A 22,048-nucleotide genomic window follows, 5' to 3' on the forward strand; every position below is an offset into this window, starting at 1 on the left:
GACCAGTTGTAACACGGTGAGGGCGGGATAAGGAACCCGCGAAATCGGTGGTGCGGGACACAGCGCCCCACAACGGACAAAGGCCCTCGGACCGCATGGGTCCGAGAGCCTCACGGGAGGGGCGGTGACCCCTTCTCCGTTGTCGTACAGCCGGTCGCGAGCGGCGGCTACTTCACGTTCTCCCGCTCGATCTCCTCCTCCAGCTCCTCCGGCTCGCGCCCGGGAGTCGGCAGGTTGAACCGGGTGATCGCGAACCGGAACAGCACGTAGTACACGAGCGCGAAGCACAGGCCGATCGGAATGATCATCCAGGGCTTCGTCGCCAGCCCCCAGTTGATGACGTAGTCGATCAGACCGGCCGAGAAGCTGAAGCCGTCCTTGACGCCCAGCCCCCACGTCACCGCCATCGACACACCCGTCAGCACCGCGTGGATCACGTACAGCACCGGCGCGATGAACAGGAACGAGTACTCCAGCGGCTCCGTGATGCCCGTGACGAACGACGTCAGACCCACCGACAGCATCAGACCGCCCACCGCCTTCCGCCGATGCGGCTTCGCGCAGTGCGTGATCGCCAGCGCCGCAGCGGGCAGCGCGAACATCATGATCGGGAAGAAGCCGGTGGTGAACTGCCCCGCCGTCGGATCACCCGCCAGGAAACGGTTGATGTCACCGTGCACCACCGTGCCGTCCGGCTTGGTGAAGCTGCCGAACTGGAACCAGATCGGCACGTTCAGGAACTGATGCAGGCCGATCACCAGCAGACCGCGGTTGGCGATACCGAAGATGCCCGCCCCCAGCGCGCCCAGACCGATCAGCCAGTCGCTGAAGCTCTCCAGAGCGTTGCCGACCGGCGGCCACACCCACAGGCACAGGGCCGCGAACGCGATCGCCACGAACGACATGATGATCGGCACCAACCGGCGGCCGTTGAAGAAGCCGAGCCAGTCCACCAGCTTCGTGCGGTGGTACTTCTGCCAGAAGTACGCGGCCAGCAACCCCATCACGATGCCGCCGAACACCCCCGGATTCTGGTACGCGAAGGCCGAGACCGTACCGTCCGCCGCCCGGCAGCCGGTCAGCACCGCCGTCGCCCCGCCCTCGCAGTCCTTGGGGAACTGGCGCAGCACGTTGAAGTACACGAGGAAGCCCGCCACCGCCGCCAGCGCCGTCGACCCGTCCGCCTTCTTGGCCATGCCGATCGCGACACCCACGCAGAACAGCAGCGGCAACCCGATGTTCGGATCGAGCAGCGCACCGCCCGCCCCCGACATCACCTTGGCGACGTTCTCCCAGCCGAGCCCGTCCTTGCCGAACACGTCCGGCTGACCCAAGCGGTTGAGAATGCCCGCGGCAGGCAGCACGGCGATCGGCAGCTGAAGACTCCGCCCCATCTTCTGCAGCCCCTGGAACAGGCCGTTCCACCACTTCGGCGACGGCTTCGCCGCACTCTGCACACTCATGGACGTCCTCCCGGAACAAGCCGACCGGCACGGGTGTTGCACACTGGTGTAGACCAGTTGCGATACGGTCCCGGAGTACGAACGACCACGCACCACCGGTGATCGTCATCTTTCGTCACGCCCACCCCACGCGCCCGAGAAGATGGGCCAACCGTGGGTTAACGTGACGAAGCGGCCAACGCTGGGCCGACGCGGCGTGACGCAGCGACCTTTGAGCATTCAGGGAGAAACACATGGCCACCAAGGCTGAAAAGATCGTCGCCGGGCTCGGCGGGCTCGACAACATCGAAGAGGTCGAAGGCTGCATCACGCGCCTGCGCACCGAGGTCGTCAACCCCGACCTCGTCGACGAAGCCGCCCTCAAGGCCGCCGGCGCCCACGGCGTCGTCAAGATGGGCACCGCCATCCAGGTCGTCATCGGCACCGACGCCGACCCCATCGCCGGCGAAATCGAAGACATGATGTAGCCACGGGCACCCACCCGAAGGCACCGAGGGCCCTGTACCCGCCACACCCGTGGCCGGAACAGGGCCCTCACCCCTTCCCCGGCCGACCGCCCACCCCCCACCCACTACGCTCGACCCATGTCTCGTATCGACGGCCGCACCCCCGAACAGCTCCGCCCCGTCACCATCGAACGCGGATGGAGCAAGCACGCCGAAGGCTCCGTCCTCGTCTCCTTCGGCGACACCAAGGTCTTCTGCACCGCCTCCTTCACCGAAGGCGTCCCCCGCTGGCGCAAGGGCAGCGGCCAGGGCTGGGTCACCGGCGAGTACTCCATGCTCCCGCGCGCCACCAACACCCGCGGCGACCGCGAATCCGTCCGCGGCAAGATCGGCGGCCGCACCCACGAAATCAGCCGCCTCATCGGCCGCTCGCTCCGCGCCGTCATCGACTACAAAGCCCTCGGCGAGAACACCATCGTCCTGGACTGCGACGTCCTCCAGGCCGACGGCGGCACCCGCACCGCCGCCATCACCGGCGCCTACGTCGCCCTCGCCGACGCCATCGCCTGGGGCAAGTCCAAGAAGCTCATCAAGGCCAACCGCGAACCCCTCACCGGCACCGTCTCCGCCGTCTCCGTCGGCATCGTCGACGGCACCCCCCTCCTCGACCTCTGCTACGAGGAGGACGTCCGCGCCGACACCGACATGAACGTCGTCTGCACCGGCGACGGCCGCTTCGTCGAAGTCCAGGGCACCGCCGAGGCCCAGCCCTTCGACCGCAAGGAACTCAACGCCCTGCTCGACCTCGCCGCCGGCGGCTGCGCCGACCTCTCCGCACTCCAGGCCCGCGCCCTGGCAACCGTGGACACCCCCGACGCGTCCTGACGGATACGGGCGTACGGAACACCACCCGTACGCCCGGCCACCGTCGCCGCTCCTCGGGGGAGGACCCGCACCATGCCGTCGTACGCACGCCGCACCGCACTCGCCCTCGCGGCCACCGCACTCACCACCACCGCCCTCGCCGGCTGCGGAGCCCTCGACAAGGCCATGGACTGCGGCCGCACCGCCACCACCATCGCCGCGAGCGTCAACCGCCTCCAGACCGCGGCCTCCGACGCCGCGAACGACCCCCTCGCCTCCCAACAGGCCCTGAACGACATCGACCGCGAACTCAAGGCCCTCGGCGACAAGACCGACGACGCCGACCTCTCCAAGGCGGTCAAGGACCTCGGCACCGGCGTCGACAACGTCCGCAAGGCCATCGACTCGGGCGACCCCCACCCCGACCTCACACCGGTCACCGACGCGGCAGGCGAGATCGGCAAGGTCTGCACGCCATAGGCCCGGCGAGTTCGCCGAGGTCCGCACCACCCCGCAATCCGGCGAGGCCCGCACCCCGTAATTTGGACGGCATGACCCGTCTCATCCTCGCCACCCGCAACGCCGGCAAGATCACCGAACTCCGCACGATCCTGGCCGACGCCGACCTCCCCTACGAACTGGTCGGCACCGACGCCTACCCGGAGATCCCCGACGTCAAGGAAACCGGCGTCACCTTCGCCGAGAACGCCCTCCTCAAGGCCCACGCCATGGCACGCGCCACCGGCCTGCCTGCCATCGCCGACGACTCCGGCCTCGCCGTCGAGGTCCTGCACGGCGCCCCCGGCATCTTCTCCGCCCGCTGGTCCGGCACCCACGGCGACGACCGCGCCAACCTGGACCTGCTCCTCGCCCAACTCGCCGACATCGGCCCCGAACACCGCGCCGCCCACTTCGCCTGCGCCGCAGCGCTCGCCCTCCCGGACGGCACGGAACGCGTGGTCGAGGGCACCATGCCGGGCACCCTCCGCCACACCCCGGCCGGCACCAACGGCTTCGGCTACGACCCGATCCTCCAGCCGGACGGGTACGAGGTGACGTGCGCGGAACTGTCCCCGGCCGAGAAGAACGCGATCTCGCACCGGGGCAAGGCGTTCAGGGCGCTGGTGCCGGTGCTGCGGGAGGTGTTGGGCTGAGCCCATGACGAAGGGCCGCCCGTACGAGACGGACGACCCTTCCACGTGTGCGGCCTGTGGGACTCGAACCCACACGGGATTTCTCCCACGGGCTCCTAAGGCCCGCGCGGCTGCCGAAATTACGCCAAGGCCGCTGGCGTCAGTCATGGTACTCGGCCGACGCCAGGCCGGGAGCGGACGGTCAACGGAACGGCTTGCCCTCCTTCCGCCTCTACGGCACCAGGTCTCCGTCAAGGCGTGGCGATTCGGACACGGGCAGCGCAGGTTCTCGGCGCGATTGTCGAGCCAGTTGCCGTCGATGTGGTCGATCTGGAGGGTGATCGGTTTGCCGAGCCAGTGCCTCGGGTTGCCGCAAGAGGCACATGCGTACGGGACAGTCACGTCCGAAATGCGGAATGCCGTGCCCCACTTCAAGTGGGGCACGGCATTCCGGATACGACGCGAAGGAGCCGGGATCAGAAGCGCGGTTCGCGGGCCTGGGCCTCGACCAGTTCGGCGGCCTCCGCCTTCGTCTCGACGGACGGGGGCGAGCCTTCGAGGGGCTGCTGGGCCGTCTCCTTCATGCAGGCGACCGCGATGATGCCGACCAGGGCGGCGGCCATCGAGTAGTAGGCGGGCATGAGGTTGTTGCCGGTCCAGGCGATCAGGCCGGTGACGACCAGCGGGGTCGTGCCGCCGAAGATCGACGCCGAGAGGTTGTAGCCGACGGACAGCGACCCGTACCGGACCGAGGTCGGGAAGAGGGCCGGGAGGGCCGCCGACATCGTGCCCAGGAGGCAGACCAGGGAGAGGCCGAGCATCAGCAGGCCCGCGATGACCGCCGGGATGCTGCCCTGGCCGAGCAGGAGGAAGGCCGGGAGGGAGAGGACGAAGAAGCCGACCATGCCGGTCATCAGCAGGGGCTTGCGGCCGAAGCGGTCGCTCATGCGGCCCACCTGGCTGATGATCACCATCAGGAAGGCCATCACGGCCAGGAGGATCAGGAGGCCGTGGGTCTCCGAGTAGCCGAGTTCCTTGGAGAGGTACGTCGGCATGTAGGAGAGCAGCATGTAGTCGGTGACGTTGTACGCGCCGACCAGGCAGATGCAGAGGATGAGGGCCGGCCAGTAGTCGCGGAAGATGCGGCCGAGGTCGCCCTTGGTGGACTTCTCGACGGCGTCGGCGGCCTCCGAGGCGCGCGCGTTCTCCGACTCCATCTTCTGGAAGGCCGGGGTCTCGTCCAGCTTGAGGCGCAGGTAGAGGCCGATCAGGCCCATCGGGGCGGCGACGAGGAACGGGATGCGCCAGCCCCACTCGCGCATGACATCGTTGCCGAGGAACGCGGTGAGGGCGGTGACCAGGCCGGCCGCGCCGACGTAACCGGCGAGGGTGCCGAATTCGAGGAAGCTGCCGAAGAAGCCGCGGCGCTTGTCGGGGGCGTACTCGGCGATGAAGGTGGACGCGCCGCCGTACTCGCCGCCGGTGGAGAAGCCCTGGAGCATCCGGAAGAGGATCAGCAGGATCGGGGCCCAGATGCCGATGGAGTCCCAGGACGGGATGAGGCCGATGGCGAGGGTGCCTATCGACATCAGGATCATGGTGAGGGCGAGGACCTTCTTGCGGCCGATCTTGTCGCCCATGGGGCCGAAGAACATGCCGCCGAGGGGCCGTACGAGGAAGGCCACGGCGAAGGTCGCGAAGGAGGAGAGGAGCTGGGCGGTTTCGTTCCCGGGCGGGAAGAAGACGTGGCCGATGGTGACGGCGAGGTAGCTGTAGATGCCGAAGTCGAACCACTCCATGGCGTTGCCCAGGGAAGCGGCCTTCACGGCCCGCTTGACCGCGGCCTCGTCGGTGACGGTGATGTCGGAGCGGCGCAGGGGCGGGTTCTTGCGGCGTTGGATGGTGCGGAAGAGGGTGCGATGACGCTTGACCGCCTCGGGATCTTCCAGTCTCTCGGGGCCGGTGGGCGCCATGGTGCAGTTCCTTTCCTCGGACACGTATCCAAGGGTTACGTCTGCACCGTCGTGGCGGTTGCAAACGGAAGTCCCGCGGATTCGGGACTTCCGTCACGTGGCCGGGGGCCGGACGGCCCCTCCTCGGCGGCCGGGCTCAGGACCGGGCCGGGCCGACCCCGGATGGACGAGCCCGCGCCCGAGTGGACGGGCCCGCGCCCGGATGGACGAGCCCGCGCCCGGATGGACGGGCCCGCGCCCGGGTGGACGGGCCCGCGCCCGGTCCGGGCTGTCCTGAACCCGGTCCGAGCTGTCCTGCGTCCGGTCCGAGCCGGGCGGCGTTCCGCGTCCGGGCCGGACCGGTCTCAGATCTTCAGGTCCTTGATGATCTTGGCTACGTGCCCCGTCGCCTTCACGTTGTAGAAGGCGTGCTCGACCTTGCCGTCCTCGCCGACCACGATCGTGGAGCGGATGACGCCGGTGACGGTCTTGCCGTAGAGCTTCTTCTCGCCGAAGGCGCCGTACGCCTCCAGCACGCTCTTGTCGGGGTCGCCGACGAGGGTGACCTTCAGGGACTCCTTGTCGCGGAACTTGGCGAGCTTCTCGGGCTTGTCGGGGGAGACGCCGATGACGTCGTATCCGGCGGCGGCCAGGACGTCGAGGTTGTCGGTGAAGTCGCAGGCCTGCTTGGTGCAGCCGGGGGTGAGGGCGGCCGGGTAGAAGTAGACGATGACCTTGCGGCCCTTGTGGGAAGCGAGGGAGACGTCGTTGCCGTCGGCGTCGGGGAGGGTGAAGTCGGGGGCGGTGTCGCCGGGGGCGAGTCGCTCGCTCATGGGGCTCCTTCGTGCGTACGGTCCGCTGGTCGTGCGGCTGGATGCGCATTGAGCGTAATGGGGGGTGCCGATGGGTGTGGGCGGGCAGGAGCTGACAGACTGCTCACGACGGATTACCGGACCGGACCACGGAGGCGGCGCAGTGTCGGAAGCCAGGACCCCTGCGCAGATCGAGGCGGACATCGTCCGCAGGCGCGACCAGCTCGCGGTGACACTGGACGAGATCGGTGTGCGGCTGCACCCGAAGACGATCGTCGGCGATGCGAAGGCCAAGGCGAAGTCGGCCGTGGACGAGACGGCCGGGCGGGCGTTCGTGGCCGTCAACCGCAAGGTCACGGACGTGCGGGCGCAGTTCGTGGACGCCGACGGGGCGCCGCGGATGGAGCGGTTGGTGCCGGTGGCCGTGGTGGCGGTGGCGGTCGTGGGGCTGCTGGTGCTCTCGACGCGTCGTCACAAGCGCTGAGTCGCGGACGCTGAAGCCGACACGGCTGCGGGCCGTGCGCCTGCGGGCCGAGCCTGCGGACCGACTGCGGGCCGTGTCTCCGCGGGCCGTACGTTTGCGTGCCGTACGTCCGCCGACCGTGCGCCTGCGGGCCGGGACTGCCGACCGTGCGTCTGCGGACCGGGCGCTGAAGCGTGCCGATGCCCTCGTCCGTGACCCCTCTCGTGGGCGGTGCGGGTCCGGGCGGGTAGGTTGCGTGGCGTGAGCGAGAAGACCCATTCCCACGACGACAAGCTGCCCATCCGGATGCTGCACGACCGTGTGCTGGTCAGGTCCGACACTCCGGAGGGCGAGCGCCGTTCCGGCGGCGGCATCCTGATTCCGGCGACGGCTGCCGTCGGCAAGCGTCTGGCCTGGGCCGAGGTGGTCGCGATCGGGCAGAACGTGCGGTCGGTGGTGCCCGGCGACCGGGTGCTGTACGACCCGGAGGACCGGGCGGAGGTCGAGGTGCGGGGTACCGCGTACGTGCTGATGCGTGAGCGGGATCTGCACGCCGTGGCGTCGGAGCGGGTGTCGGAGGACGCGACGGGGCTGTATCTCTGAGCCCGCCCCGCCGTCAACGCGTCTCGTTGAAGCCGCCTCGGTGCACCTGCTCCCGACCCGGCCCGTGGGTGTGCGGCAGTGAGCGTGCGGAAGGGCCCGGTGACCGCTGTCACCGGGCCCTTCCTCGTGCGCTTTGCTACCGTGGAGGGCACCCGACGAGACGCGCCGTACCGGGCTCCGGGTCCCTTGTGGGCCCCTTCGCAAAGACGACGCACCCCGTGAGATTCCGCGTTTCTCGTTTCGGAGGTGCCGTCGTGGCATGGGTTCTGTTGGTCGTCGCCGGTCTGCTTGAGGTCGGCTGGTCGATCGGGATGAAGTTCACCGAGGGGTTCACCCGGCTGTGGCCGAGCGTGTTCACGGGTCTGGGGATCGTGGTGAGCATGCTGCTGTTGTCGCAGGCCGCGAAGACGCTGCCGATCGGTACGGCGTACGGCGTGTGGGTCGGTATCGGTGCTGCGGGTGCGGCGGTGGTCGGCATGCTCGTGCTGAACGAGCCAGTCACCGCCGCCCGCATCTTCTTCGTGTGTCTGCTGCTGGTGGCCGTGGTGGGGCTGAAGGCGACGTCGGGCCACTAGTCGTCGGGCCAGTGGTCGTCGGGCCAGACGTCGGGCCACTGGAGTCCGCCCAGACGTCGGGCCACTGGAGTCCGCCCAGACGTCATGTCACTGAGCGGCAGGGCGGCGGTGGCGGGGCGGCGGGCGGCTAGTTCGGCGGGGCGTTTCCGTTGCCCGCCGGGCGCCGGTTGCCGCCTCCGGTGTTGCCGTCCCCGCCGTCGCCTCCGCCGAGGAGGCCGCCGACCGGGTTGTCGATGCCGCCGGTGGTGTCGTTGCCGCCGGTGTCGGCGCCTCCCGTGGCGTCGGCGCCGCCGTCGGTGGTGGCGCCCGTGGTGGTGTCGCCGGTGCTGGCGTCGTTGCCGCCGGTGGTTCCGCCCGTGGGGTCGCCGCCGGTGGTGTCGTTGCCTCCGGTGTTGGCCTGGCCGCCCTGCTGTTGGCCGCCGTCGGTGGCCGTTCCGCCGTTGTCGCCGCCGGTGTCCCGGTCGCCGCCGGTGGTGCCGTCCTGTGGTGGGGTGGCGGGCTGTTCCCGGCTGGGCGGGGGGTCGACGGGGGCTTCGGCGTCCGCTTCGATCTCCAGGTCGAAGGTGGTGGCCTCGGTGCCCTTGAGGGCGTCGGCCGTGTACTGGGCCCAGGCTTCGGCGGGTGCGCCGCCGCCGTTGACGCGTCGCTGGCCCAGGGCTCCGTACAGCGGTTTCTGTACCGCGGTGTCGGGGTCGGCGCCCATGACGGCGACGACGGTGGCGAGGTCGGGGGTGTAGCCGGCGAACCAGGCGGCCTTGTCCTCCTCGGCGGTGCCGGTCTTGCCTGCGGCGGGTCGGCCGGCCGCCTTGGCGGCGGCTCCGGTGCCGCCGTCGACGACGCTCTGGAGGATGGAGGTGGTGGTGTCGGCCGCGGTGCGGGAGACGACCTGCTGGGTCTCCTGCCGGGGGAGGGGGAGGTCGGTGCCGTTCTTGGAGATCTTGGTGACGAGCGCGTGGGCGCCGCGCTTGCCGTGGTTGGCGAGGGTGGCGTACGCCTCGGTCATGTCGAGGACGCTGGCGGTGGCGACGCCCAGGGAGATCGAGGGGTAGGCGTTCAGTTCGGGGGTGTTCTCGGGGATGCCGAGGGCGACGGCGGTGTCCTTGACCTTCTTGGGGCCCACGTCGACGGCCATCTGCGCGTACACGCTGTTGACGGATCTGTCGGTGGCGGTGCGTACGGTGATCTGTCCGTAGGAGCGGTCGTCCTCGTTCTCCGGGGCGAAGGGGATGGCGGAGCCCTCGACGGGGCGTTTGTTGGTGCCGTCGTACATGGTGTTGGGGGTGATGGGGACGCCGGCCTGGGTGGTGGAGCCGTTCTCGACGGCGGCGGTGAAGACAAACGGCTTGAAGGTGGAGCCGACCTGGAAGTCGCGGCGGGTGGCGTTGGAGACGTACTGCTTGGTGTAGTCGATGCCGCCGTACAGGGCGACGACGTTGCCGGTGGCCGGGTCGATGGAGGCGCCGCCGACGCGGACGTTGCGGTCGGCCTTGTTGTCCTTGTCGGTCTTCTTCATGATCTTGTCGGTGACGGCTTTGACGAAGGCGTCCTGGCGGGGCTTCTCCAGGGTGGTGGTGATGCGGTAGCCGCCGGTGCTGAGGGTCTTCTCGTCGATGACGTTGCGGTCGGTGAGGTAGTCCTCGACGGCCTGGACGATGTAGCCGCGCTGCCCGGAGAGGCCGGAGGCGGGCTTGGCCTGCTGCGGCTGCGGGAACTTGATCTTCGCGCGGTCGGTCTGCTGGAGCCAGCCCTCCTTCACCATGCCGTCCAGGACGTAGTTCCAGCGGGCGAGGGCCTGGCCGCGGTTCTCGGGGTGGGTGGCGACGTCGTAGGCGTTGGGGGAGTTGAGGAGGGAGGCGAGGTAGGCGCCTTCCGGGGCGCCGAGGGCCTCGATGTCCTTGCCGTAGTAGGCCTGGGCGGCGGCCTGGATGCCGTAGGCGTTGCGGCCGAAGTAGCTGGTGTTGAGGTAGCCCTCCAGGATGTCGTCCTTGGACGACTCGCGGTTGAGCTTGATCGCGATGAAGAACTCCTTCACCTTGCGGGTGATGGTCTGTTCCTGGCCCAGGTAGTAGTTCTTCACGTACTGCTGGGTGATGGTGGAGCCGGACTGCTTGCCCTTGCCGGTGAGGGTGTTCCAGGCGGCGCGGACCATGGCCTGGGGGTCCACGGCGGGTTCGCCGTAGAAGCCGCGGTCCTCGGCGGCGAGGGCGGCGCGCTGGACGGGCTTGGGGATCTGGTCGAGTGCGACGTTCTGCCGGTTGACCTCGCCGTCGCGGGCGAGGGGGGTGCCGTCGGCGTACAGGTAGACGTTGGACTGGGCGGTCGCGGCGTCGTTCGCGGCGGGGATCTTGACCATGGTGTAGCCGGCCACGAACGCGCCGCAGAGCAGGAGAGCGACGAGCAGGAAGGCGCCGAGGAGCATCCGCCAGGTGGGGACGAGCCGTCGCCAGCCGGTGCGCCGGGGGCGCTTCTTCCCGTTCTTCCCGCCGGTGCCGGCCGCCTCGTCGGTGGCTCCGGAGTCCGCCGGGGAGTCGTCCGGGTGGGAGGCCGGGACGGAGGGGTCGCGGGGGGACCAGCCCGGCTGCTGCTGTGGCTCGTCGCTCATGCCTGTGGAGACTCCTCGGACGCGGCCAGAGGTTCACACTCCGGCATAACGGTGTCGTATCGGGCGCAATCGCTTGGTACCCCATGAAACACCGTGATCCGCCGCTGTCCTCATCCGGTCTCACGGTCGGCGAGTAATCGCTCGCGGATGGTGACCTGGTTGGACTAGGGTCGGGCGTTTTGGTGCCTGAAGCGTCGCGTGACCGACGTGGGCCGTGGACCGGAGTGGACCGCGGACCAAGCGGCACAACGAACGAGGAGAGGCGGGGGGTGCGGGTGCGCTGGCGGTTGTACGCACTTGTGGCGGCCGGGAGCTTCCGCCGGTACGCCACCTACCGGGTGGCCACGGCCGCCGGGGTCTTCACCAACACCGTCTTCGGCTTCATCCTCGCCTACGCCTACACGGCCCTGTGGGACCAGCGTCCCGGGCTCGGCGGCTACGACCTGGCGCAGGCCCTCGCGTACGTGTGGCTCGGCCAAGCCCTCCTGGCCGCCGCCTCGTTGATGGGCGGCGGCTTCGAGGACGAGTTGATGGAACGCATCCGCACGGGCGCGGTCGTCACCGACCTCTACCGCCCGGCGGACCTGCAACTGTGGTGGCTCGCCGCCGATTTGGGCCGGGGCGCGTATCTCCTCCTGGGGCGCGGCGTGGCGCCGATGGCGGCGGGGATCCTGGCCTTCGACGTGGCGCTGCCGCCCGAGTGGTGGATGTGGGCGGCGTTCCTCGCCTCGGTGCTGCTGGGGCTCGTGGTGAGTTTCGCGCTGCGGTTCATGGTGGGGCTGAGCGCGTTCTGGCTGATGGACGGGACGGGGGTGGCGCAGATCTCGTGGCTGGCCGCGATGTTCTTCTCCGGGATGCTGCTGCCGCTGACGCTCTTCCCGGGGCTGCTGGGGGAGGTGGCGCGGGCGATGCCGTGGTCGTCGCTGCTCCAGGTGCCGGTGGACGTGTACCTGGGCAAGCGGACGGGCTGGGACCTGGTGGCCGCGTACGCCTTTCAGGCGGGCTGGGCGGTCGCGCTGTTGACGCTGGGACGGCTGGTGCAGCGGGCTGCTACGCGGCGGGTGGTGGTCCAGGGTGGCTGAGGCACGCGAGGGGGCGGACGGGGCAAGGGCGGGCGCGCGGGCCGTACCGAAGGGCCTGCCGTCGGCGGAGGGCGATCGGCCGCCCGTACGGCAGGACGCGGACCGTGTGCGGGAGGACCTGCTGTCCGTACGGGACCGGGGGCCGGGCGGGCGGCTGCGGCTCGCCCGGGACGGATTCCGTGCGTACGGGCTGATCGCGGCGATGTGGGTCCGGGCGACGATGGCGTACCGGACCTCTTTCCTGATGACCACGCTCGGCAGCTTCGCGGCGACCGGCCTGGACTTCGTCGCGGTGCTGCTGATGTTCCAGCACGTGGACCGGCTCGGCGGGTTCTCGCTCGGCGAGGTGGCCTTCCTGTACGGGCTGGCCGGGGCCGCCCTGGGGCTCGGCGACCTCGCGATGGGGACCATGGGGCGGCTGGGGCAGAAGGTGCGTGACGGGACGCTGGACACGTTGCTGGTGCGTCCCGCGCCGGTGCTGGCGCAGGTGGCGGCGGACCGGTTCGCGCTGCGCAGGCTGGGCCGGACGACGCAGGGTCTGGCGGTGCTCACGTACGCCCTCGTGCAGCTGGACGGGGTGGCGTGGACGCCGCTGAAGGTGCTGATGGTGCCCATGATGCTGCTGAGCGGCGGGGCGATCTTCGCGGCGGTGTTCACGATGGGCGGGGCGTTCCAGTTCTGGGCGCAGGACGCGGCGGAGGTGCAGTCGGCGTTCACGTTCGGCGGCAACGCGCTGCTCCAGTACCCGCCGACGGTCTTCGCGAAGGAACTGGTGCGGGGCGTGACCTTCCTCGTCCCGCTCGCGTTCGTGAACTGGATTCCGGCGATGTACGTGCTGGGGCGCCCGTATCCGCTCGCCGTGCCCGAGTGGTTCGCGTTCCTGTCGCCGGTGGTGGCGGTGGGGTTCTGGGTGGTGGCAGGTCTGCTGTGGCGGGTCGGTCTGCGGTCGTACCGGAGCACGGGAAGCTGAACGGACAAAGGGAGCGGAGGACTTCATGAGTGCGGCGGACACCGGGGCCGAGGCGTGGGGCGCGGCGGACTTCATCGAGCTGGACGGCGTCGAGAAGGTCTTCGACGTGCGCCGCAAAACGGGTTTCCTGCGCCGGGAGAAACGGCAGGTCAGGGCCGTCGACGGGATCAGTTTCCGGGTGCCGCGCGGCGAGATGGTCGGCTACATCGGGCCCAACGGCGCGGGCAAGTCCACCACCATCAAGATGCTGACCGGCATCCTCACCCCCAGCGGCGGACGGCTGCGGGTGGCCGGCATCGACCCCTCGAAGGAGCGCACCCGGCTCGCCCAGCGGATCGGTGTCGTCTTCGGGCAGCGCACCACCCTGTGGTGGGACCTGCCGCTCAAGGACTCGTACCGTCTGATGCGCCGCATGTACCGCATCCCCGACGACCGGTACGCCGCGAACATGGCCCGCTGCACCGAACTCCTGGACCTGGGCGAGCTGCTGGACGTCCCCGTACGGCAGCTCTCGCTCGGCCAGCGGATGCGGGGCGACATCGCCGCCGCCCTGCTCCACGACCCGGAGGTCCTCTACCTGGACGAGCCGACGATCGGCCTCGACGTCGTGTCGAAGTCCAAGGTCCGCGAGTTCCTCCGCGACCTGAACGCGGAACGCGGCACCACCGTCCTGCTCACCACCCACGACCTCACCGACATCGAGCAGCTCTGCAAACGGGTCATGGTCATCGACCACGGGCGGCTCGTGTACGACGGCGCACTCGCCGGGCTGCACGAGGTGGGCGAGAGCGAACGCACCCTGGTCGTCGACCTGGAACGTGAACTGCCGCCGATCCGGACCCCGTTGGCCCGTAACGTCAAGGTGGAGGGGCCCCGGCAGTGGCTCGCCTTCCCCGCTTCGGTGTCGGCAGCGCCCCTGGTGGCCGAACTCGCCTCCGCCTACCCGTTGTTGGATCTCTCGGTCCGGGAGCCCGACATCGAGGCGGTGATCGCGAAGATGTACGCCGGTGGGGCGGACGCTGGAACGGGTGCGCGGATAGGCTGAGTTGTATGACCAGTGATCAAAACCGGGGAGCCGGCGGCGGGAGTCATCCCGAGCTGCGGGCGTCGGACGCCGACCGCGAGCGCGTCGTCGAAGTGCTGCGCGACGCCGTCGCCGAGGGGCGGCTCGACATGGAGGAGTTCGACGAACGCCTCGGTGCCGCCTACAAGTCCCGCACCCACAGCGAACTCCAGCACCTCGTACGGGACCTGCCCGCGCACGGCACGGCGCCTCCGGTGCTCCCGGTGGCCGGGTCGGGGACCGGGGCGGAGGCGGTCACGTGGGCGGGCCGGGTGGGTGTTCCCGCGACCTCCAGGGGGGCTTTCGCCTTCTGGGGCGGCTTCAAGCGGTGGGGGACGTGGAGCGTGGCGCGGGACTTCACCGCGTTCGCGATGTGGGGCGGCGGCGAGATCGACCTGCGCGAGGCGCGGTTCGAGGAGCACGAGGTGGTGATCCGCTGCTTCACGATCATGGGTGGCATCGTGGTGAAGGTCCCCCCGGAGCTGACGGTCCAGGTCTCCGGCATCGGCGTCATGGGCGATTTCGACGACAGGGCGACCGGCGAGGGCACTCCGGGCTCGCCCCGTGTCAGGGTCACCGGATTCGCCCTGATGGGCGGAGTGAGCGTGGAACGCAAACTCCGCAAAGCCGACAAGAAGCGCCTGAAGAACCAGCGCCCCAAAGAGCTCGACTGACCCCCATCGGTACGCCCCCCCCACCCCTCAGCCGAGCCCCGCCCCCGGCTCCTCAGACAGACGGCCGTTCCACTCCCTCACGCCCCGCTCCTTGGGCAGAGGGCCGCGCCAAGGGGCGGCACGGGTGGGCAAGGGGCGGCCTCCACCGGGGGTGCTGCACCCCCGGTGGAGGCGCGCCCCATGCGGTACGCCCACCCACCCCCGCCAGAGCCCGGACGCCACCGCACCCCCGGCCCCACCCATCGCGCCCCAACCCACCCGCAGCGGCCCGGCAGCAGTCCGCAGGAGGGCCGTGCGCCCAAGCCCCCGCCAGAACCACGCCCCCGGCCCCGCCCGCAGCAGCCCCCGCCACAGGGCCGCACGCCCCGCCCCCGGGGCCACACGCCCCGCCACAGTGCCGCGCGCCCCGCCACACGGCCGCACGCCCCGCCCCCGGGGCCGCACACCTCGCCACAGTGCCGCGCGCCCGACAAGACCTCGCCCGACAGAACCTCGCCCCCGGCAAAACCCCACCCCCTCAGAACCGCGCCGGCGCCGCCACCACTCCCTCTCGCCCCGCGAATCCCGCAGCGCCGGCCGACGCCCCCGGGTTCCCGGCCCGCAGCATTCCCAGGTCCACCCACTGCCCCATCCGCCGGTACCCCTCGTCACTGGGGTGCAGGTGGTCGCCCGAGTCGTACGCCGGCAGCATCCGCACCGGCGCGTACGGGTCCCGTACCGCCCGGTCGAAGTCGATGACCGCGTCGAAGACCCGTCCCGCCCGGATCTCCGCGTTCACCCGTTCCCGTACCGCCTCAAGCTCCGCCGTCCAGGTCGGGTGCCCGCCGAACGGCAGCAGCGTCGACCCGATGACCCGCTTGTGGCGCGCGTGCCCCTGCCGTACGAGTTCGCGCAGCCCGTCCGTGATCCGCTTCGCGTCGCGCTCGTTGGGCGGCGCGATGATGTCGTTGATCCCCAGCAGGACCACGATCGTCCTGGCCCCCGGCTGGTTCACCGCGTCCGTCGTGAACCGGGAGAGTCCGCTGGGCCCCCGGTGGTGGCTGAGCAGCCGGTTGCCGCTGATGCCCTGGTTGAGGACGCCGTAGCGGGGCGCGCCCGGTTCCGCGCGCAGCCGGTCGGAGAGGACGTCGGGCCAGCGCCGGTTGGCGTCCAGGCTGGAGGAGATGCCGTCCGTGATCGAGTCGCCGAACAGGACGACGGCCCCCTCCGCGTCGGGGTTCAGGACGTCCACCCGGGTCAGGTAGCGCCAGCTCTTCGTACGGGCCTCGTACGCACCGCCGGACACGTCCTCGGTGTGGTCGCCGGCCGCGCCGTATCCGGTCTGGCGGGAGAACGGGTGGTGGGTGACGGAGCCGCTCGGCGACGGCGAGAAGACGCTGACCAGGAGGTCCCCGTCGTAGGGCACCCTGATCGCCGCTCCGTCGCTGACGGCCTGACCGCCGGGCGGCACGACCACGGTCGGCCGGCCACGGAAGGTGACGGGACGCATGGTGCCGGGTTCGGCCGCCGGGGCTCCGGAGGCTGCGGCGACGGCGATCGAGGCGCGGGAGATGTGCAGCGGCTTGTCCCCGAAGAGGTTGGAGAGGGTGACGCGGGCACGGGTGCCGCCGATGCTGGTGTGTACGACGTTGCGGATCGACTGCCCCGGCAGCCCCGTCTCGGAGCGCGGCTCGGGGCCGACGGGCGACGCGGACCAGGTGCCGATCCACTGGGGGCTCGCGGCCGGCCGCAGGCCCGTACCGCTGCTGCCCCCGGACCGGCCGCCCTTGTCGGCGGTGTGCGTGCCGCTTCCGTTGCGCGCGGTACCGTCCCGCCCCACGAGTCCTGTGAGGGCGAAGATGCCGCTGGAAATCAGTACGACCACTGCGGCCAGACCGGCCAGCAGGGCATATCCATGACGCCTGGGCATGCGGTGCGGGGCTCCTCGGTGCGCTGGGGAGCGGGAGGCTCCCGTTCGAGATACGAACGTCGAACTGATCACCATGATGAGGCATGACGTTCACTTGGGAGACGCCGGGAACTCCGGGTGCGTTCCGGGAGTAGGCCGGATAGGGCTCAATGGAGGGGCGTCCCCGGGCCGGAACGCGGCCCGGCGGACGATCGCCGGGTGGCGGCGACCGGGTGACGGAGCGGTCAGGTGGAAGCTCCGCGTACGGGTCTTTCCGTACGCGGGCGACCGCACGCACAGCAGGGGAAACGGCTCGGGTACGGGTACCCGAGCCGGAACCGGCACGGGTGACCGACGTGAACGACGGAGTGGGCGGAGCGGATGGAACGTACGAACGACAGGGCAGCGGCGGCAGCCGGGCAAGGAACCCCGGCCCCGGACGGGACCCCGCCGCCGGACGGCACCGCGGGGCCGGACGGGACTGCGGGTCCGGACGGGACCCCGGCCCCGGACGGCACCGCGGGTCCGAACGGGACCCCGGGTCCGAACGGGACCACGGCCCCGGACGGCACCCCGACCCCGGACGCCGCCTCCCGCACGCGCAAGGCGGCCTCCGAACCGGGCGACGGCTCGGGCACGCAGAAGTCGGCCTCCGGCCCCCGCATGCGAAAGCCCGCCCCCGGCACCTCCACCGCACCCCCCGCCCCCGCCTCCGGCGCCTCCACCGCACCCCCCGCCAAGCGCCTCTCCTTCACCTTCAGCGCGGCCGACGAGGAGAAGCAGCGCGGCGTGCGCCGGATGAAGGCGACGGCCACCGGGCTGCTCCTCTTCGTCGCCCTCGTCTACGTACTCGCCAAATGGGCCCAGCACAGCGGCTTCACCGGCTGGCCGGGGTACGTGGCGGCGGCGGCGGAGGCGGGCATGGTGGGCGCGATGGCCGACTGGTTCGCCGTCACCGCCCTCTTCAAGCACCCGCTGGGCATCCCCATCCCGCACACCGCGATCATCCCCACCAAGAAGGACCAGCTGGGTGTCACCCTGGGCGCCTTCGTGGGGGAGAACTTCCTGTCCGAGGACGTCATCAAGGCCCGCCTGGCCCCTCTCGACATGGGCGGCCGACTGGGCGCCTGGCTGGCCGACCCGGCCCACGCCGACCGCGTGACCGAGGAACTCGCCACCGCGCTACGGGGGGCCCTCACCGTCCTGCGCGACTCCGACGTACAGGCGGTCGTCGGCGAAGCCATCACCCGCCGCGCCGACGCCGCCGAGATCGCTCCCGGTCTCGGAAAGGCCCTCGGCAAGGTGGTCTCGGACGGCGCCCACCACCGTGCCGTGGACCTGATCTGCACCCGCGCCCACGACTGGCTCGTCGAACACGGCGACTCCGTCATGGACGCGGTCCAGGGCGGCGCCCCCGGCTGGACCCCGCGCTTCGTGGACCGCAAGATCGGCGACCGCGTCTACAAGGAACTCCTGCGCTTCGTCACCGAGATCCGCGACATGCCCACCCACCCCGCCCGCGGCGCCATCGACCGCTTCCTGGGCGACTTCGCGACCGACTTGCAGTCCGACTCCGAGACCCGGGCCCGCACCGAACGCCTCAAGTCCGACATCCTCAACCGCCCCGAGGTCCAGGACGTCATCGCCTCCGCCTGGTCGGCGGTCCGCTCGATGATCCTGGCCGCCGCGGACGACGACCGTTCCGAACTCCGCCTCCGCGTGCGGGCCTCCCTCATCTCCCTCGGCACCCGCCTGGCCACCGACGGCCGCCTCCAGCGCAAACTCGAAGGCTGGGTCGAAGGCGCGGCCGTCTACGTCATCACCACGTACCGCACCGAGATCACGTCCCTGATCACGGACACGGTCGCCGGCTGGGACGCCGACCACACCTCCAAGAAGATCGAGGCCAACATCGGCCGCGACCTCCAGTTCATCCGCATCAACGGAACGGTGGTGGGTGCGCTGGTCGGCCTGCTGATCTACACGGTGTCGAAGGCGTTCGGGGCGTAGGCGGTACGAGGGACCCGCGAGGAGGCGTCGCCACCCGGGGGGAACCGTCACGGGGACGCGGTGTCCTGGGACGGCGATGAGGTGGCCGCTCGGTCGGGGGTCCGCGCGCACGCGCCGACGCGGCCACCCGGGGAAACCGTCACGGGGGACGCGGGTGTGCGGGCGTCTGCGGGGAAGCTGTTGCGAGTGGCAGTCCTCGCGAGGGGTGAGGGTCACGGTACGACCAGGCCCGACAAATCCGCGACCCCTGCCCTTCGCCGGTCCTCGTCCCGGGCTGGGGAGGGGGCCGTTCCGACGAGCCGAGCGCCCACCGCCCGGCCCGCGAAGGCGGGGCGACACATGCGCCCCGCCCGCCCACCGCCCCGCCCGCGGAGGCGGGCCGACACATGCACCCCGCCCGCCCACCGCCCCAGCGGCTGCTGCTGCGACTGCTGCTCGGACTCCTGCTACTTCGCGCAGCCCCGCCGCCCGCCGCACCCGCTCGCCGCCCAGGAAGCCGCCGCGACCCCGCCCGCCACCGCGAACACCGCGGGCCACGCCCCGACCTTCTTCGCCAGCGGGTGCGAGCCCGCGAACCCCGCGACGTACAGCCCGATCAGCCCGGCCGCGACCTTCCCTCCGGCCTCCTGCTGCCACTGCCGGGCCGCGCAGGCCCCGGCCGCCGCCAACGCCACCCCGCCCAACGGCCGCTTCCCCGTCCACCGAGCCACCCCGTACCCCCCGACAAGTCCTGTTGCGGCGACTACGGACGCGGGCACCTTCGCCATGACAACTGCCTCCTGCTGAGATCCGGCGTACGACTCATCCTGTTTCGGACGTACGCCTGCAATGCGAGGCTAACGGGACCCTCGAACCCACGGGCCCGCACCTCTTTGTCACGTTACGTACCGAATGAGCCTTCAATCGGTCACGGAATGTAGCTGCATCGGCCTCTCGGGGGAGCCGCCACGCGCCCGACCCCAACGCCCCGCCCTCCCCACGCGGACCCCACCCGGTCGACCCACGGCTGCGGGGCGGGGAAACGAACCCGTCCCCGCCCCGCACCCACGCCCGCTTCCTCTCCCGGCACCTGTCATCCCGGCAGAGACAAACACCGCGCCGGGCGGACCGTCGGCCTACTCGCAGGCCACCCCGTCCCCGTCCCGGTCCAGGTGGCGTCCGTACCCGGGCTGGCCGCGGCGAATGGGGGCGGCACCCGCGGCACGTACGGCGGAGCAGTTGGCGTACGACACGCCGCCGCCACCGGAGGTCCCCCCGGACGCACTGCTGCCGCCCCCGCTCGTACCCCCGCTGGAGCCGCCGGACGTCCCGCCCGTAGATCCTCCCGTGGACCCCCCGGTGGACGAACCGCGCGAGGAGGACTCGCACGCGACGCCGTCCCCGTCCCGGTCCAGGTGCCGCCCGTACCCGGGCTGGCCGCGGCGAATGGGGGCGGCCCCGGCGGCACGCACGGCGGAGCAGTTGGCGTAGGTCACCGGAGGCTCGGCGGGTTTGACGGTCTTCGGCGCCTTGGGCACGGCAGGCACGGTGGGCGTGCTCACGGGCACCGGCGCACTGACGGATATCCGCACGACAGCCGTGTCACTGAGGGCTCCGGTGCCCTTCCCCGCCACCTGGTACGTGAACTCGTCCGGACCCGCGTACCCGGTGGTCGGCGTGTACACGAGATTCGTCCCGTTGACGACGGCACGCCCGTGCTGCGGCTGGACGGACACGCTCATGGCGTACGTCCCGGCCCCGACCGCCTGGGTCGCGTTCCCGCCCTCGCCCTCCGCACCGGACACGCTGTCGTTGGCGAGGGCGGCCACGATGATCTGCTTCCCGCCCTGCCCGCTCGCCTCGTCATCCACGAGCTTCAGCCCGGCAGCGGCCGTCGGGGACGGCGACGCCGACCCGGTCGCCCCCGCCCCGACCGGCTTGGCGTCCCCGACCTTCCCGTCCCCGACGGCGCTCCCCCCACACCCGGCAAGCACGACCACCATCACCCCGGCCCCACCCACCACACCGACCCGCCGCCGCGCCGCACTGTTCTTCCGCATGTGTCCCCCAAAGCATCAAAGTGAACTGAGGGGGCTGATGATGGCAGTCCTGTGAAGGTCCAGAACTGAACAAGTAAGCAATTGGCCGAAAGTGACCGTTTTCTTTGCCTAGTCGCAGGATGCGTGAGGTTGCGTGTGAGGGCGACTCCGAGCTTAGGCCCCAAGTCGGGGATGAGGTCCTGCGCCTTGTCCGTGGTCGCGGGAGCCCTCTACTAGACGCGATGAGCAGTCCACGGACCGGTTCAGGCGGACGTGAAGCCCTCCTCCTGAACCGTACGAACGAACTCAACCCAAGAGGTACGGGCGAACGTAAGTACCGGGCCGTCAGGAGACTTCGAGTCGCGGACGGCGGCCTGGGCAGCCAACGGGGCGAACTCGACGCACTCGCCGCCAGTCCCATTGCTGTAGGTGCTTTTGCGCCAGCTCGGGCTTACGTGTGCAGTCATCGGGAGTGCTCCTCCATGCTTTCGCGGATCAGCTTGGCTGACCTGTGTGGGCTCAGCGCGAGCGCCCTGAGGTGGTCGAACGCTCGGGTGTACAGCTTTACGTCTGACGGCTGTTCGAGGTAGACCGAGTCAGTCAGCCCTTCGCGGTAGACGACGTCTGGGTCCTCTTGCTCTGGGAAGCCGAGGATCGTGTACGTGCCTGTCGCCGGGTATGCCCCCGCATCGAAGGGCAGAACCTGAACGGTCACGCTCCTCAAGGACCCGCAATCCAGCATACGTTCGAGCTGCTCGACCATGATGCGCCGATTTCCGACGACCTGCATGAGCGTGCTCTGATGCACGACAGCCCACAGCTCTGGGGCGTTGTCCGTTGCCAGCAACTCTTGTCGACGGCTCCGAACGTCGACCAACCTCTGGATCTCTTCGGGTGTATGCCCCGTCGACGCCCGGCACAACTCCGCAGTGTAGGCCGGAGTTTGCAAGAGTCCCGGTACGAACTCCGCTTGGTAGGTGCGCAGGCTGGAGGCTGCTTGCTCCAACCCGACGTACACGGAGAACCAGGACGGCACCGCATCGCCGTGAGCGTTCCACCACCCTTTGGTCTTCGAGTCTTTCGCGAGAGCCTTGAGGAGCTCGCGTAGCTCATCGGTGGTCCCGTAGAAGCGGCAGAGGGCCTCGATGTCGGAGGGCTGGACCCGCCCTTGCCCGGTCTCCATGCGGTTGACCTTGGAGCCGCTCCAATCGAGAGCCTCGCCTACTTGGTTGCAGGTCGCGCCGCTCTGTTCGCGCAACTTCTTGAGCTCGATAGCCAGCCGACGGCGTCGTGCTGTGGGCGAACCAGCCATGCCAACCCCCTGCTCGTAATGGAAGCCCCCATCACACCGGAAGGGGCCGGCCACGCCAATCACTCGATCGAGCGAATCCCATCGTGCACATTGCAGGCCGGGATGCGCACTGAGACTC

21 protein-coding genes, 1 tRNA gene and 1 riboswitch are annotated in these 22,048 nt (G+C 70.4%); of the genes, 12 read left to right on the forward strand and 10 right to left on the reverse strand.

Translation table 11 applies throughout. The features are described 5' to 3' along the window. Window positions 1–167: 167 nt before the first annotated feature. Entirely contained in the window at window positions 168–1,463 is a 1,296-nt protein-coding gene (locus ACQPZG_RS22085) for a PTS transporter subunit EIIC (protein ID WP_433547461.1), read from the reverse strand. 233 nt (window positions 1,464–1,696) lie between these two features. Between ACQPZG_RS22085 and ACQPZG_RS22090 the strand changes: the two genes are divergently transcribed. The 4 genes from ACQPZG_RS22090 to rdgB all read left to right on the forward strand — a co-directional run bounded on the left by ACQPZG_RS22090 (window position 1,697) and on the right by rdgB (window position 3,927). Continuing rightward, window positions 1,697–1,930: a glucose PTS transporter subunit EIIB gene (locus ACQPZG_RS22090; protein ID WP_185031809.1), complete on the forward strand. Its 234-nt coding sequence runs from the start codon at window positions 1,697–1,699 to the stop codon at window positions 1,928–1,930. A gap of 117 nt (window positions 1,931–2,047) precedes the next feature. Beyond that, complete coding sequence (gene rph / locus ACQPZG_RS22095) at window positions 2,048–2,794, forward strand: ribonuclease PH (RefSeq protein ID WP_185031811.1); 747 nt, start codon at window positions 2,048–2,050, stop codon at window positions 2,792–2,794. Window positions 2,795–2,866: 72 nt separating this feature from the next. Continuing rightward, window positions 2,867–3,253: a hypothetical protein gene (locus ACQPZG_RS22100; RefSeq protein ID WP_433547462.1), complete on the forward strand. Its 387-nt coding sequence runs from the start codon at window positions 2,867–2,869 to the stop codon at window positions 3,251–3,253. Window positions 3,254–3,324: 71 nt separating this feature from the next. Beyond that, window positions 3,325–3,927 (forward strand): RdgB/HAM1 family non-canonical purine NTP pyrophosphatase, encoded by a 603-nt coding sequence (rdgB, locus tag ACQPZG_RS22105; protein ID WP_433547463.1) that lies wholly within the window; start codon window positions 3,325–3,327, stop codon window positions 3,925–3,927. A gap of 48 nt (window positions 3,928–3,975) precedes the next feature. Here rdgB and ACQPZG_RS22110 read toward each other — a convergent pair. The 3 genes from ACQPZG_RS22110 to bcp all read right to left on the reverse strand — a co-directional run bounded on the left by ACQPZG_RS22110 (window position 3,976) and on the right by bcp (window position 6,691). Next, a tRNA-Leu gene (locus ACQPZG_RS22110) sits at window positions 3,976–4,061 on the reverse strand. Window positions 4,062–4,382: 321 nt separating this feature from the next. Further along, a complete protein-coding gene (gene proP, locus ACQPZG_RS22115) occupies window positions 4,383–5,879 on the reverse strand; it encodes a glycine betaine/L-proline transporter ProP (protein WP_433549498.1) in 1,497 nt (498 codons plus the stop codon). A 344-nt stretch (window positions 5,880–6,223) separates the two neighbouring features. Beyond that, window positions 6,224–6,691, reverse strand: a complete 468-nt coding sequence (bcp, locus tag ACQPZG_RS22120; RefSeq protein ID WP_433547464.1) for a thioredoxin-dependent thiol peroxidase — start codon at window positions 6,689–6,691, stop codon at window positions 6,224–6,226. Window positions 6,692–6,833: 142 nt separating this feature from the next. Between bcp and ACQPZG_RS22125 the strand changes: the two genes are divergently transcribed. The 3 genes from ACQPZG_RS22125 to ACQPZG_RS22135 all read left to right on the forward strand — a co-directional run bounded on the left by ACQPZG_RS22125 (window position 6,834) and on the right by ACQPZG_RS22135 (window position 8,311). Next, entirely contained in the window at window positions 6,834–7,154 is a 321-nt protein-coding gene (locus tag ACQPZG_RS22125; protein ID WP_433547465.1) for a DUF3618 domain-containing protein, read from the forward strand. A 240-nt stretch (window positions 7,155–7,394) separates the two neighbouring features. Further along, window positions 7,395–7,736 (forward strand): GroES family chaperonin, encoded by a 342-nt coding sequence (locus ACQPZG_RS22130; protein ID WP_433547466.1) that lies wholly within the window; start codon window positions 7,395–7,397, stop codon window positions 7,734–7,736. A 130-nt stretch (window positions 7,737–7,866) separates the two neighbouring features. Next, window positions 7,867–7,952, forward strand: a riboswitch (guanidine-III (ykkC-III) riboswitch). Between the two features lie 38 nt (window positions 7,953–7,990). Beyond that, entirely contained in the window at window positions 7,991–8,311 is a 321-nt protein-coding gene (locus ACQPZG_RS22135) for a DMT family transporter (RefSeq protein ID WP_433547467.1), read from the forward strand. 127 nt (window positions 8,312–8,438) lie between these two features. Here ACQPZG_RS22135 and ACQPZG_RS22140 read toward each other — a convergent pair whose 3' ends face one another. Continuing rightward, on the reverse strand, window positions 8,439–10,913 hold the full coding sequence (locus ACQPZG_RS22140; protein WP_433547468.1) for a transglycosylase domain-containing protein: 2,475 nt from the start codon (window positions 10,911–10,913) through the stop codon (window positions 8,439–8,441). A 275-nt stretch (window positions 10,914–11,188) separates the two neighbouring features. Between ACQPZG_RS22140 and ACQPZG_RS22145 the strand changes: the two genes are divergently transcribed. The 4 genes from ACQPZG_RS22145 (at window position 11,189) to ACQPZG_RS22160 (ending at window position 14,702) form a co-directional block, all read left to right on the forward strand. After that, on the forward strand, window positions 11,189–11,995 hold the full coding sequence (locus ACQPZG_RS22145) for an ABC transporter permease (protein ID WP_433549499.1): 807 nt from the start codon (window positions 11,189–11,191) through the stop codon (window positions 11,993–11,995). Window positions 11,996–12,113: 118 nt separating this feature from the next. Further along, window positions 12,114–12,965 (forward strand): ABC transporter permease, encoded by an 852-nt coding sequence (locus ACQPZG_RS22150; protein WP_433549500.1) that lies wholly within the window; start codon window positions 12,114–12,116, stop codon window positions 12,963–12,965. Between the two features lie 25 nt (window positions 12,966–12,990). Next, complete coding sequence (locus tag ACQPZG_RS22155) at window positions 12,991–14,010, forward strand: ABC transporter ATP-binding protein (protein ID WP_433547469.1); 1,020 nt, start codon at window positions 12,991–12,993, stop codon at window positions 14,008–14,010. A 5-nt stretch (window positions 14,011–14,015) separates the two neighbouring features. Beyond that, window positions 14,016–14,702 carry a DUF1707 SHOCT-like domain-containing protein gene (locus ACQPZG_RS22160; RefSeq protein WP_433547470.1) on the forward strand — a complete coding sequence of 229 codons (687 nt, stop codon included), beginning with the start codon at window positions 14,016–14,018 and terminating at the stop codon, window positions 14,700–14,702. A 517-nt stretch (window positions 14,703–15,219) separates the two neighbouring features. Here the strand turns inward: ACQPZG_RS22160 and ACQPZG_RS22165 are convergent. Next, window positions 15,220–16,611, reverse strand: a complete 1,392-nt coding sequence (locus ACQPZG_RS22165; protein WP_433547471.1) for an SGNH/GDSL hydrolase family protein — start codon at window positions 16,609–16,611, stop codon at window positions 15,220–15,222. Between the two features lie 360 nt (window positions 16,612–16,971). Between ACQPZG_RS22165 and ACQPZG_RS22170 the strand changes: the two genes are divergently transcribed. Further along, window positions 16,972–18,600: a DUF445 family protein gene (locus tag ACQPZG_RS22170; RefSeq protein WP_433547472.1), complete on the forward strand. Its 1,629-nt coding sequence runs from the start codon at window positions 16,972–16,974 to the stop codon at window positions 18,598–18,600. Window positions 18,601–19,046: 446 nt separating this feature from the next. Here ACQPZG_RS22170 and ACQPZG_RS22175 read toward each other — a convergent pair whose 3' ends face one another. The 4 genes from ACQPZG_RS22175 to ACQPZG_RS22190 all read right to left on the reverse strand — a co-directional run bounded on the left by ACQPZG_RS22175 (window position 19,047) and on the right by ACQPZG_RS22190 (window position 21,930). After that, entirely contained in the window at window positions 19,047–19,367 is a 321-nt protein-coding gene (locus ACQPZG_RS22175; protein WP_433547473.1) for a hypothetical protein, read from the reverse strand. A gap of 348 nt (window positions 19,368–19,715) precedes the next feature. Continuing rightward, window positions 19,716–20,639 carry an excalibur calcium-binding domain-containing protein gene (locus tag ACQPZG_RS22180; protein ID WP_433547474.1) on the reverse strand — a complete coding sequence of 308 codons (924 nt, stop codon included), beginning with the start codon at window positions 20,637–20,639 and terminating at the stop codon, window positions 19,716–19,718. A 242-nt stretch (window positions 20,640–20,881) separates the two neighbouring features. Continuing rightward, window positions 20,882–21,085 carry a DUF397 domain-containing protein gene (locus ACQPZG_RS22185; protein ID WP_433547475.1) on the reverse strand — a complete coding sequence of 68 codons (204 nt, stop codon included), beginning with the start codon at window positions 21,083–21,085 and terminating at the stop codon, window positions 20,882–20,884. After that, window positions 21,082–21,930 carry a helix-turn-helix domain-containing protein gene (locus ACQPZG_RS22190; protein ID WP_433549501.1) on the reverse strand — a complete coding sequence of 283 codons (849 nt, stop codon included), beginning with the start codon at window positions 21,928–21,930 and terminating at the stop codon, window positions 21,082–21,084. Before ACQPZG_RS22190 ends, ACQPZG_RS22185 begins: the two co-directional genes overlap by 4 nt. Window positions 21,931–22,048 lie beyond the last annotated feature (118 nt).

Source organism: Streptomyces sp. CA-294286 (assembly GCF_050947155.1).
Taxonomy (GTDB): Bacteria; Actinomycetota; Actinomycetes; order Streptomycetales; family Streptomycetaceae; genus Streptomyces.